This is a genomic window from Streptomyces mobaraensis, assembly GCF_020099395.1.
Taxonomy (GTDB): Bacteria; Actinomycetota; Actinomycetes; order Streptomycetales; family Streptomycetaceae; genus Streptomyces.
In genome coordinates this window covers 2,301,408-2,314,215 of record NZ_CP083590.1, presented here as the reverse complement: position 1 = coordinate 2,314,215, position 12,808 = coordinate 2,301,408, and the positions used below count along the sequence as shown (strand labels likewise).

Below are 12,808 nucleotides of genomic sequence, written 5' to 3'. Positions count from 1 at the left end.
AAAAAACGGCGGGCGACCGCCCGGAGTTCCCCTCCGGGCAGTCGCCCGCCGCCGACGGCCGCTCCCGCGCTGCCGTTGGTTACTTGACGTTGACGCCGTCCCACGCCGCCTGGACGGTCTTGTACTGCTTGCTCTTGGTGCCGTACAGGTCCCGGGCCGCCTTCAGGGTCGCCGAACGCGCGCCCTTGTAGTCGGTGTTGGTGGTCATGTACGAGGTGAGCGCCTTGTACCAGAGCTTCTCGGCGGCGCCGCGGCCGATGCCGTTGACCTTGATGCCGCCCCACGTCGGGCTGTTGTACTTGACGCCGTTGATCGTCTTGGCGCCGCTGCCCTCGGCCAGCAGGTAGAAGAAGTGGTTGGCCACGCCGGACGAGTAGTGCACGTCCAGGTCGCCGAGGCCCTTGCGCCAGTAGTCGGCCGAGCGGCCGTCCTTGCTGGGCTTGTCCATGTAGCGGAGCGGCTTGCCCAGCTTCTCGCCGATGAGGTAGTCGCCCTTGTCCTGGCCGTTGCGGGCGTAGAACTCGACGGCGGTGCCGAAGATGTCGGACGTGGCCTCGTTCAGGCCGCCGGACTCGCCCTCGTAGCGGAGGCGGGCGGTGGCGGAGGTGACGCCGTGGGTCATCTCGTGGCCCGCGACGTCGAGGGAGGTCAGCGGCGCCTTGTTGCCCTTGCCGTCGCCGTAGACCATGCAGAAACACTCGTCCGACCAGAAGGCGTTGTTGTAGCCGTTGCCGTAGTGGACGAAGGAGTTGGCGGCCTTGCCGTTGCCCTTGATGCCCTTGCGGCCCAGGACGTTCTTGTAGTAGTCCCAGGTCATCGCGGCGCCGTACTGGGCGTCCACAGCGGCGGTCTGGGCCATGCTCTGCTTGCCGTTGCCCCAGACGTCACGGGTGTTGCTGAAGGCCGGGAAGGACTCGCCGGACTTCTTGTTCTGGGCGTGGAAGGTCGTGTGACCGCCGCGCGCGCCGTCCTTCATGTAGAACCGGCCGCCGGACTTCACCGAGTTGACCGGGACCTTGCCGTTGTACATGCCGGTGCCCGTACCGGTGGCGATGGCCTGGAACTCGTCCAGCTTCTTGCCGGTGGTGGCGTCGGTGACGACGTGCAGCTCGCTGGGGGTGCCGTCATGCTGGAGGCCGCCGACGACGGTCTCGTAGGCGAGGACGGGGGCGCCCTTGGCCGCCCAGACCACCTTGCGCGGGGCCTGGTTGCTGATGAACGCGCCGGCGCCCTCGTCCGCCGACGCCAGCATCGCCTGGCGGCGCGCGACGGGGGCGGAGACCTTCGCCTTGGTGGTGGGGACCTTGATGGTGGCCTCGGTGGCCTTGTCGACGTCCTCGACCTTGCCGTGCTTGTCCTGGTGGACGACGAGGTCGCCGCCGAGAACCGGCAGGCCCTCGTAGGTGCGCTCGTACCGGGTGTGGACGGTGCCGTCCTCGTCGGTGACCGTGCCGCGCGGGACCAGCCGCTCCTTGCCGCTCAGGTGCAGGGCCTTGGCGGGGTCCTCCTGGCTGGCCGCCTGGGCCGGGGTCCCGGCGAAGCCGGAGGCGAGGAGGGCCGCGGCGACCGTGGCCGCGCTCGCGGCGACGGCGGGGCGACGGGACCCGGAACGGGCTATTCGGGACGTGTGACGCACGCATGCTCCTGGCAGGTGAGAGTAGCGGTCCGCGAGGATCGCGGCCGAGCGTCAGTTTGATCGAACTTGCGTGCGTCCTGCCGGGAATATCGGGGCTGCTGTGGCAGCGGTTTGATAAAGATTCTTCGCTCGTTCAGGGAATTTCCGGGCGAAACGGTCGAATTGACCATTCCGGTTGTGTGGGGCGCCGGGGCGGCCCGGGAAAACGAAGGCGCCGCCCGGGGGAGTCGGTGCTCACCCCGGGCGGCGCCCGGTCCTGCGGTGCCGGCTGCTAGAAGGTCAGCCGCCACTTGTCGATGGTGCCGGAGTCACCCGAGTACACGTCCTGGACCTTGAGCTTCCAGGTGCCGTTGGCGCTCACCGAGGAGGCGTCGACGGTGTACGTCTCGGAGACGTCCGCGGCGGAGTCCCAGGCGTCGGAGTTCTTGAGCCGCCAGGTCTTCCCGTTCGGGGCGACGAGGTCGATCGTGAGGTCACCGCGGTAGGTGTGGGTGATGTTCACGTCCACCTTGAGCGCGGAGGAGCCGTTGCCGCTCCGGGTGACGACGATCGGCGAGGTCACGGCCGCGCCCGCGTCCGGGATGGCCACCTGGGTGGTGTTCTCGAAGACGCTGCCGCCGCCCGTGGTGTTGACCGTCCACTTGAAGGACGTGGAGCCGGTCTTGCCGGCGGAGTCCTTGACCGTCACCGTCACGTTGCTGGTGCCCGTGGCGGTGGGGGTGCCGGAGATCAGGCCGGTCGAGGCGTTGATCGACAGGCCGGCCGGCAGGCCGGTGGCCGAGTAGGTCAGCGCGCCGCTCGTCGAACCGGTGGCCTTGATCTGCAGGGAGACGGCCTGGTTCACGATGCTGGTCTGGTCGCCGGGGCTGGTGACCGAGACGCCGGAGGAGGCGCGGGGCCCGACGTTGATGGCCGCCCAGGCGTTGGCCACGTTGTTGTACGTGTCGCTGTTGACGCCGAACAGCTCGCCGGCCGCCCACAGGGTGGCGTCGCGGGCGCCCTTGTAGTCGGTGTTGGACTGCATGCGCTCGGTCAGCGCCTTGAACCAGATCTTCGCGGCGTTGTCCCGGCCGATGCCGGTGACGGGCAGGCCGTCGGAGGTCGGGCTGTCGTAGTGCACACCGCCGATGTCCTTGGGGCCGCTGCCCTCGGAGGCCAGGTAGAACCAGTGGTTGGCCGGGCCGGACGAGTAGTGCACGTCGATGCCGCCGAGGCCGGAGTACCAGGCGTCCTTGGACGCCCCGTCCCGGCTGGGCTTGTCCTGGTAGCGCAGCGGGGTGCCGTCACCGTTGATGTTGATCTTCTCGCCGATGAGGTAGTCGCCCGGGTCGGCCGGGTTGTTGGCCCAGAACTCCACGGCGGTGGCCATGATGTCCGAGGTCGCCTCGTTGAGGCCGCCGGACTCACCGCTGTAGGTGAGGTTGGCGGTGGCGGAGGTGACGCCGTGGGTCATCTCGTGCGCCGCGACGTCGATCGAGGTGAGCGGGATGCCGTTGCCGTCGCCGTAGGTCATGCAGAAGCAGCTGTCGTCCCAGAAGGCGTTGACGTAGTTGTTGCCGTAGTGGACGCGGCTGTACGCGCCGACGCCGTCGCCCCGGATGCCGTTGCGGCCGTGCACGTTCTTGTAGTAGTCCCAGGTGAGCTGGGCGCCGTAGTGCGCGTCCACGCCGGCGGTCGCCGGGTCGGAGTTGGTCCCGTTGCCCCAGACGTCGTCGCTGTCGGTGAACAGGGTGCCGGTGCCCGACGAACCGTGGTTCAGGTTGTACGTCTTGTGGCCGCCGCGCGTGGTGTCGTACATCTGGTACGAGCTGCCGGACTTGGTCGTACCGATGGTGACCTGGCCGCTGTGCTGGCTGTTGCCGGTGCCCTGCTTGACGCCCTGGAACTCGAAGAGCTTCTTGCCGGTCTTCGCGTCCGTGATGACGTGCAGCTGGCTGGGCGTGCCGTCGTCCTGCACGCCGCCCACGACGGTCTCGTAGGCCAGCAGGGGCTTGCCGTTGGCCGCCCAGACGACCTTGCGCGGCGCCTTGTCGGCCTTGTCGGCCTTGGAGCCCTTGGCGCGCGCGGCCTTGACGGCGTCCTTCTCGGCCGCGGAGGCGGCGAGGGACGGGGTCGTGGTGGCGACCGCGATGCGCTGCTTGGTGGCCTTCGCGGCGGTCTTGACCTGGCCGCTCTTGGTCGCGTCGACCACCAGGTCGCCGCCGAGCACCGGCAGGCCGTCGTAGGTGCGCTCGTACCGCGTGTGCAGGGTGCCGTTCCTGTCCTTGACGACGTCCTTGACGACGAGCTTCTCCTTGGCCCCGAGGCCCAGGTTCTTCGCCGTCTCCGCCTTGGTGGCGTTGGCGTCGCGTATCAGCTCGGCCCGCTGCGACGGTGACAGCTTGACCGGCTCGGCGCCCGGGTCGGGCTTGTGGATCGACTGCCGGGGGGCCGGCTGCGCGGCCTTGTCCTGCCCGGCGTTGGCCGAGGTTGTCTGGACGCCTACGGCGAGCATCGCGGTGACGGCGACGAGTGCGCCGGTCGCGACGGCGCGTCTCTGGGGGGTGGGTCTCACGCTGACTCCTTCTGCGGCGACCACGACCGGTGGGTGTGTGGCCGGATGGGCGACCGGGCGGCGTGGGGAGCCGGCCGGCAGTTCACGGCAGAACCAGTGGAGAAGAGAGGAGGAAAACGTTGGAAATGCCGGGGAAAGCGGTGGGAGAGATGAGGGTGAGGCTTCCGTTGGGGCCCGAGGGGTGCAACGGGGCGGTACGGGAGCTTCGGTGCGGGTGCTTCGGTGCGGGTGCTTCGCGGGTGAAGCCCCGACGGGGAGGCTTCGACGGTGAAGCCTCGATGCGGAACTGTGGGGGGTTTCGCTGTGGGGGTGGGGGGTGTTCCGGCGCCGGTTGTGGTGAAGAGTGCCACCGCCCCCCGTCGTATGTCAGGGGCGCGTCAACAAGTTGGCCGGAAAATGTCCGTTGGCCAAAGATCGCTGTCCGAATAGCGGGCGGTATGCGGGAGTTGGGCGGAGAAGGGGTGTCCGGCCCGCCGGACCTGGCCGGAAGACGCCTCGCCCGACGGCCGGAATGCGGCGGTCCGCCGCCCGCGGCCGGACGGCACGGAGTGCCGGCGCATGGCCGGATGCGGCCGTTCCGGGGCGGTTGCGGGGACGGCGTTCCGGGCATACCCGTGCCGGCGGATCCGGCCGCCCGCGGGCGGCCGTCCCGGGCGCTCTCCGCTGCCGGCGCCGCCGGCCCGCGTGCCCCGGTCCGGGAGCCCGCCCGCTGTCGGGCGCGCTCGCCCGTGGCGCGCTCGCCCATGGCCCGGCCGCCCACGGCCCGGCCGCCCGCGCCGCGGCGTCCGGTTACACCAGACTCTCCCGCCATGCCTGGTGCAGCTCCGCGAACCGCCCCGTCCCCGCCGTCAGTTCGGCCGGAGTGCCGTCCTCCACCACGCGGCCGTCGGCCATCACCAGCACCCGGTCCGCGATCTCGACGGTCGACAGCCGGTGGGCGATGACCACCGCCGTCCGGCCGCGCAGGACCGTGCGCATCGCGCGCTGGACGGCGCGCTCGCCCGGGATGTCGAGCGAGGACGTGGCCTCGTCGAGGACGACGACGGCCGGGTCGGCGAGCAGGGCCCGGGCGAAGCCGACGAGCTGCCGCTGGCCGGCGGAGATACGCCCGCCGCGCTTGCGGACGTCGGTGTCGTAGCCGTCGGGCAGGGCGGTGATGAAGTCGTGCGCGCCGATGGCCTTGGCGGCGTGTTCGATGTCCGCGCGGGAGGCGTCGGGGCGCCCGACGGCGATGTTCTCCGCGACGGTGCCGGAGAACAGGAACGCCTCCTGCGTCACCATCACGACGTTCCGGCGCAGCTCGGCGCCGGACAGCTCGGTGAGGGGGACGCCGTCCAGCAGCACCCGCCCCTCCGTCGGGTCGTAGAACCGGGCCAGCAGCTTGGCCAGGGTGGACTTGCCGGCGCCGGTGGCGCCGACGACCGCCACCGTGCGGCCGGCGGTGAGGGTGAGGTCGAAGCGGGGCAGGACCTCGCCGCCGGTGCGGTAGGCGAAGCGCACGCCCTCGAAGACGGCCTCGCGGCCCGGGTCGCCGGCAGGGCGCGGCGGCAGCGGGACGGGCCGCTCCGGTTCCGGGACGGTGGGCCGCTGCGCCAGCAGCCCGGCGATCTTCTCCAGCGAAGCGGCCGCGGACTGGTACGAGTTGAGGAACATGCCGATCTGGTCGACCGGGTCGTAGAGCCGTCGCAGATAGAGCACCGCCGCCGCGAGCACACCCAGCTCCAGGCCGCCGGAGGCCACCCGGTACGCGCTCCAGACCACGATCGCGGTCAGCGAGACGTTGCAGATCAGCCGGGAGGTCATCACATAGCGCGCCATGCTGAGCATGGCGTCCACGTTGGTCTCCCGGTGCGCGCGGTTGAGCTCGGCGAAGTGCTCCTCGTTCACGGCCTCCCGGCGGAACGCCTGCACCGGCCGGATGCCGTTCATCGTCTCCGCGAACTTCACGATGACGGCGGCGGTGGCCGTCGACTTCCGGCGGTGCACGGTCAGTGACCGCCGCCGGTAGCCGCGCATGACGAGGGCGAGCGGGACGAAGGACAGGGCCGCCGCCGCGCCCGTCCGCCAGTCCAGCCAGGCGAGGGTCGCGGAGACGAGGACGACCGACGCGGCGATGCCCATGAGCTCCTGGAGCCCGTCGTTGAGCAGTTCGCGGAGCGATTCGACGTCGGTGGTGGCCCGGGAGATCACCCGGCCCGAGGTGTAGCGCTCGTGGAAGTCGACGCTCAGCGTCTGCGCGTGCCGGAAGATCCGGCCGCGCAGGTCGAGCAGGGCGTCCTGGCCGACCCGGGCCGAGACCCGGACGAAGGCGAGCTGGAGCAGGCCCGAGGCCACCGCGCAGAGCAGGTAGGCGGCGCCGACGGCGGCGAGCGGGCCGTAGTCGTCCCGGCGGACGGCCGGTACGGCCCGGTCGATGGCGACGGCGACGAGCAGCGGGCCGGCCTGCACGGCCGCCTGCTGGGCCAGCAGCAGCAACACCGTGAGCCACACACGTCCGCGCGCCGGCGCCAGCAGGGAGCGCAGCAGCTTCAGCGAGGCGCCCTTGGGGGCGGGCAGTACGTCCTGGGCGACGGGATCGCCGGCGGCGGGGCCCCGAGGGCCGCCGGCGGGCCCCTCGGTATCGCTCACGGCCGGCCGGGCGCCGGTGTCCCGCGGCCCGGAGACGGTGGAGGTCACGGTCGGTCGTCCCCTTCCTGACGGTCCTCGTGCGGCTCCCGGCCGCCCTCGGGGGCGGACATCAGCCACGCGTACTCCCGGTTCTCGCGCAGCAGTTGATGGTGGGTCCCCACGGCCGCGATGCGGCCCTCCGACAGCAGCGCGACCCGGTCGGCGAGCAGCACGGTGGACGGGCGGTGGGCGACGACGAGCGCGGTCGTGGTGGCGAGCACCTCGCGCAGCGCCCGTTCCACCTGCGCCTCGGTGTGCACGTCGAGCGCCGAGAGCGGGTCGTCGAGGATCAGGAACCGGGGGTCTCCGATCACGGCGCGGGCGAGCGCGAGGCGCTGGCGCTGGCCACCGGAGAGGCTGAGGCCCTGCTCGCCGACCTGGGTGGCGGTGCCCCGCGGCAGCGCGTGGACGAAGCCGTCGGCCTGTGCGACCGCCAGCGCCCGCTCCAGCTCGGCGGGCCCGGCCGCCGCCCCGCCCATCAGCACGTTCTCGCCCACGGAGGCGCTGAACAGGGTGGGTTCCTCGAACGCCACGGCCACCAGCTCGCGCAGCCGCGCGCGGGGGAGCGTGGCGATGTCGCGGCCGTCGAGGGTGATCCGGCCGGCGGTGGCCTCGTGCAGCCGGGGGATCAGCGCGGTCAGCGTCGTCTTGCCGCTGCCGGTGGCCCCGACCAGGGCCATGGTCTCCCCGGGCCGGATGTGCAGATCGACGCCGCGCAGCACGGGCGGGGCGTCCGGCGGCGCGTCGGGATACCGGAACTCGACGCCTTCCAGGCGCAGTCCGTCCCCGGCGGCGGTCTCCTCCGCGGCGCCCACCCGCAACGGCGCGTTCCCGCGCACCGGCGTGCTCCGGGGCGGGGACGAGCCCGGCGGCACGGGCACGTCCCCCGGTACAGGCACGCCTTCCGACGCCGACGCACCCTCCGACGCCGGAGCGTCCCCCGCTGCCGAAGCGCCATCCGGCGGCGACGCGTCCGCCGGCGCCGGCGCGCTTTCCGACGCGGGCGCGTCGCGCGACACCCGCACGCCCTCCGACGCCGACGCGTCGTCCGGCACCCGGACGTCCAGCACCTCGAAGTAGCGGTCCGTCGCCGTGGCGGCCTCGTTGGACAGCGCCAGCAGGAACCCGATCGACTCCACCGGCCAGCGCAGCGCCAGCGCCGTCGACAGGAACGCCACCAGTGCCCCCGCCGTCAGACCGCCGTCGGCGACCTCGCGGACGCCCAGGACCAGCGCCGCGCCGATCGCCACCTCGGGCAGGATCATGATGACCGCCCACAGCGCCCCGAGCAGCCGCGCCTTGTGCAGCTCCGTCGCGCGGACCCGGCCGGAGAGCGCCGCGAAGGCCCGCTGCTGTCCCCGGTGCCGGCCGAAGCCCTTGATGATCCGGATGCCGAGGACGCTCTCCTCCACCACCGTGGTCAGATCGCCGACCTGGTCCTGCGCGGTGCGGGCGGCCAGGGAGTAGCGGGCCTCGAAGGAGCGGCAGAGGATCACCAGCGGTATGACCGGCGCGAGCAGCACCAGCCCCAGCGTCCACCGCTGGAGCAGCAGGATGACGAAGCCGATGACGATCGTCAGCCCGTTGACGACGAGGAAGGTCAGCGCGAACGCCAGGAAGATGCGCAGCAGCATCAGGTCGGTGGTCGCGCGGGAGAGCAACTGCCCGGACGCCCACCGGTCGTGGAAGGCGACGGGCAGCCGCTGCAGATGCCGGTAGAGCGTGGCCCGCATGGACGCCTCGACCTCGGCGAGCGGCCGGGCCACCAGCAGCCGGCGGAGCCCGAACAGGCCCGCCTCCAGCGTGCCCAGCACGAGGATCGCCAGCCCGCCGAGCCATACTCCGGGCGGGTCGCGGTCGGCGATCGGGCCGTCGACGGTCCACTTGAGGGCCAGGGGGATCACCAGGCTCATGGCCGAGGCGAACACCGCCATCACCACGCCGGCGAGCATCCGGCCGCGGGCCGGCCGCACGAACGGCCACAGGCGCAGCAGCGAGCGCACGGCGGAGCGGTGCGCCTCGGCTCCGGGTGCTTCACGGTTTCCGGTCATCAGTGGGGAGCCTACGACCCGCCACTGACAACGCTCACTCGGATTTCCGCCCTAGGCCGGGGGACGGGCGCGGTCCTCCGCCACGTCTCCGGTCACCCGTCCCGGCAGCACCTTCCACACCGCAACGGACCGCGCCTCCAGAGTGGTTGGGGCGCCCGCCGGCCGACGCGCGCCCGGTGCGGTCTCCTGTTCCTCCAGGGCCGTGTCGACGAGCAGCTCGTACGCCTCCGCCCACGGCGGTCCGGGCAGCGTGAACCGGATCGGCGCGTCCCCGGCGTGCAGGACGACGAGGAAGCTGTCGTCCGTGACGGGCGTGCCGTCCGGGCCGCGCTGCGGGATGTCGCCGCCGGAGAGGTACATGCCGAGGGTGGCGGCGGGCGCGTACCAGTCGGACTCTGTCATCTCGGTGCCGCGCGCGGTGAACCAGGCGAGGTCCCGCAGCCCGTCCGACGACCGCGGCCGGCCGGAGTAGAAGGCGCGGCTGCGCAGCACGGGGTGGGCGCGGCGGAGCGCCAGCAGCCGGGAGGCCAGGTCGGCGAGGGCGCGCCAGCCCGGGTCCGCCAGCAGCGACCAGTCGACCCAGCCGGTCTCGTTGTCCTGGCAGTAGGCGTTGTTGTTGCCGCCCTGGGTGCGGCCCATCTCGTCGCCCGCGACGAGCATCGGCACCCCGGTGGAGAGCAGCAGCGTGGTCAGCAGGTTGCGCGCCTGCCGCCGGCGCAGGGCGAGCACGCCGGGGTCGTCCGTCGGGCCCTCCGCGCCGCAGTTCCAGGAGCGGTTGTCGTCGCTGCCGTCCCGGTTGCCCTCCCCGTTGGCCTCGTTGTGCTTCCGCTCGTAGCTCACCAGGTCGCGCAGGGTGAACCCGTCGTGCGCGGTGACGAAGTTGACGGAGGCGTACGGGCGCCGGCCGCCCCAGGCGTAGAGGTCGCTGGAGCCGGAGAGCCGGTAGCCCAGGTCGCGTACGTCCGGGAGGGCGCCGCGCCAGAAGTCCCGTACGGCGTCCCGGTAACGGTCGTTCCACTCCGTCCACAGCGGGGGGAAGTGCCCCACCTGATAGCCGCCGGAGCCGACGTCCCACGGCTCGGCGATCAGCTTGACCCGGCGCAGCACCGGATCCTGCGCGATCACCGCGAGGAACGGCGAGAGCATGTCCGGGCCGTCGACGGCGCGCATCGCCCGGGCGAGCGCCGCCGCCAGGTCGAAGCGGAAGCCGTCGACGCCCATCTCCGTCACCCAGTACCGCAGCGAGTCGGTGATCAGCCGGAGCGCGTTGGGCTGGACGACGTGCAGGGTGTTGCCGCAGCCGGTGTAGTCGGCGTAGCGGCGGGGGTCGTCCTGGAGCCGGTAGTAGCGGCGGTTGTCGACGCCGCGCAGCGAGAGCGTGGGCCCGAGCTCGCCGCCCTCGGCGGTGTGGTTGTAGACGACGTCGAGGATGACCTCGATGCCGGCCGCGTGCAGCGCCCGCACCATCCGCTTGAACTCGCCGACCTGCTGGCCACGGGTCCCGGTGGCGGCGTAGGCGGCGTGCGGCGCGAAGTAGCCGATGGAGTTGTAGCCCCAGTAATTGCGCAGGCCGCGGCGGAGCAGGTGGTCCTCGTGGGCGAACTGGTGCACGGGCAGCAACTCGACGGCCGTCACCCCGAGGCGGACCAGGTGGTCGAGAGCGGCCGGGTGCGCCAGCCCCGCGTAGGTGCCGCGCAGCTCCGGGGGCACGCCGGGGTGGCGCATGGTGAAGCCGCGGACGTGCAGTTCGTAGATGACGGTGTCGGCCCAGGCCGTGCCCGGCCGGTGGGCGCCGGCCGGTACGCCGTCGGGGGCGACGACGACGCCCTTGGGGACGTACGGGGCGGAGTCCCGCTCGTCGCGGACGGTGTCGGCGACGTGCTGCTGCGGCCAGTCCCTGACGTGCCCGTACAGCTCCGGCGGCAGCGGTCCCGAGCGGCCCGGCGGGTGGCCGAAGTCGCCGTCGACGGCCCGGGCGCACGGGTCGAGCAGGAGTTTGGCGGGGTTCCAGCGGGCGCCCGTCCAGGGGTCCCAGCGGCCGTGGACACGGAAGCCGTAGCGCTGCCCGGGCAGGACGCCGGGCAGGAAGCCGTGCCATATCTCGTGCGTCAACTCGCCCAGGAAGTGCCGGGTTTCGCGCTGACGGCCGCCGTCTTCACCGTCGAAGAGGCACACCTCCACCGCCTCCGCGCTCCCGGCCCACAGGGCGAAGTTCGTCCCGGCGACCCCATGGGCGCCGACGCCGAAGCAGGCCCCCAGCGGCTCGGGGGAGCCCGGCCACACGGCTCCCCCGGGGCCGCGGGCCACCGGCCGTCCGTTGACGGCGGCGGCCCGGGCACCGGCCGCCGGGGCCGCCGGTCCGGCCTGGGGGCGGCGCCCCGTCTCCTGTTCCGGTGTGCTCGACACGTGTTCGCCTCCGGCGGCTCTGGACGGCGCGCACCGGGCACCCGGCGTCCCTTCCGGGGGTCCGGCGGTACGGCCTCCGCCCCGCGTCCCGGGGCTCCTTCGGGGTTTCCTTCCCACTCCTGCCCGGTTCCGCGCATGCGCTCACACGTGTGAGCGGGAGCGGCAAGCGAGTGCCGACACGTTTCCCGTGGGGAACCGGGTCGTTGGGACGGATGTGACAGGATTTGCCCTCCCGCGCGCCCTGCGCGGACTGTGCGCCCTCGCCGCCCTCGCCACCCTCTGCGGCTGCGCCTCCGACGCCCCGCGCGCGCCACGGCCCCACCCCGCGGTGTCGTCCGCGGCGGCGCCCTCGGACGACCCGCGGCCGGTCGCCGGGCTGATCCGGGTCACCCCGCGCGCCGGCGCCCGGGACGTCCGGGCCGCGGACCGGTTCGAGGTGCGGGTGCGGCAGGGGCGGCTGGAACGGGTGCGCGCGGTGCGGATCCGGGACGGCGTCCGGGGCGCGGTCGGCGGCCGGATCTCCGCCGACGGACGCCGCTGGCGGCCGGACGCCCGCCGGCTCGCGCTCGCCGCCCGCTACACCGTGGACGTGGTGGCCCGGGACGCGGAGGGCCACCGGGCGACCCAGCACACGGAGTTCAGGACGTACGTCCCGGCGCACCGCTTCGTCGCGGCCGTCGCTCCCGCCCCCGGCGCCACGGTGGGCACGGGCATGATCGTCTCGCTCGCCTTCAGCCGGCCGGTCGTCGACCGGGCCGCGGTGGAGCGGGCCGTCCGGGTCACCGCCCGGCCGCGGACCGAGGTCGCCGGCCACTGGTTCGGCGCGTACCGGCTGGACTTCCGGCCGCGCCGGCGCTGGACGCCCGGCTCCCTCGTCACCGTCGACCTGCGGCTGCGCGACGTCCGCGGGGCGCCCGGCGTCTACGGGCTCCAGCGCCGGAGCGTCGCCTTCCGGGTCGGCCGGGACCAGGTGAGCACCGTGGACGCCGCCACCCACACCATGACGGTGGTCCGCGGCGGCCGGACGCTGCGCAGGGTGCCGGTCACCACGGGCGGCCCCGGCACCGAGACGTACACCGGCCGGATGGTGATCAGCGAGAAGGCGCGGGTGATCCGGATGAACGGGGACACGGTCGGCTTCGGCGGCGCGTACGACATCAAGGACGTCCCGCACGCGATGCGGCTCACCGCCACGGGAACGTTCCTGCACGGCAACTACTGGGTCCCGGCGGGGACGTTCGGCGCCCGGAACGTGAGCCACGGCTGCATCGGCCTGCGCGACGCGGAGCACGGGACCGCCGTCACCCCGGCCGCCTGGTTCTACGGCGCCTCGCTCGTCGGCGACACCGTCGAAGTGATCAACTCCGGGCGCCGCCCGGTGCTCCCCGACAACGGCCTGGGTGGCTGGAACCTGACCTGGGAGGAATGGCGCGCGGGCTCCGCACTGGGCCGCACGGACTCCCCGACGGGGGTGGATTGACCCGGTCGGCACCC

General features: G+C 73.0%; 6 protein-coding genes. 1 reads left to right on the top strand and 5 read right to left on the bottom strand.

The genetic code is table 11. The annotated features are described in order from the left end of the window. Nucleotides 1-79: 79 nt before the first annotated feature. From K7I03_RS09710 to glgX, 5 genes are all read right to left on the bottom strand, one after another. Nucleotides 80-1,636, bottom strand: coding sequence for a M4 family metallopeptidase (locus tag K7I03_RS09710; protein WP_185941153.1), 1,557 nt, complete (start codon nucleotides 1,634-1,636; stop codon nucleotides 80-82). A 271-nt stretch (nucleotides 1,637-1,907) separates the two neighbouring features. Continuing rightward, nucleotides 1,908-4,190, bottom strand: a complete 2,283-nt coding sequence (locus K7I03_RS09705; RefSeq protein ID WP_185941154.1) for a M4 family metallopeptidase — start codon at nucleotides 4,188-4,190, stop codon at nucleotides 1,908-1,910. A gap of 789 nt (nucleotides 4,191-4,979) precedes the next feature. Next, entirely contained in the window at nucleotides 4,980-6,818 is a 1,839-nt protein-coding gene (locus tag K7I03_RS09695) for an ABC transporter ATP-binding protein (protein WP_185941328.1), read from the bottom strand. A gap of 44 nt (nucleotides 6,819-6,862) precedes the next feature. Continuing rightward, nucleotides 6,863-8,908 carry an ABC transporter ATP-binding protein gene (locus K7I03_RS09690; protein WP_185941155.1) on the bottom strand — a complete coding sequence of 682 codons (2,046 nt, stop codon included), beginning with the start codon at nucleotides 8,906-8,908 and terminating at the stop codon, nucleotides 6,863-6,865. Nucleotides 8,909-8,959: 51 nt separating this feature from the next. Then, on the bottom strand, nucleotides 8,960-11,314 hold the full coding sequence (gene glgX / locus K7I03_RS09685; RefSeq protein WP_185941156.1) for a glycogen debranching protein GlgX: 2,355 nt from the start codon (nucleotides 11,312-11,314) through the stop codon (nucleotides 8,960-8,962). Between the two features lie 214 nt (nucleotides 11,315-11,528). On the opposite strand from glgX, the gene K7I03_RS09680 reads away from it, so the two are divergent. Beyond that, the gene (locus K7I03_RS09680; RefSeq protein WP_185941157.1) at nucleotides 11,529-12,794 is read left to right on the top strand and encodes a L,D-transpeptidase; all 1,266 of its coding nucleotides are present in this window, start codon (nucleotides 11,529-11,531) and stop codon (nucleotides 12,792-12,794) included. Nucleotides 12,795-12,808 lie beyond the last annotated feature (14 nt).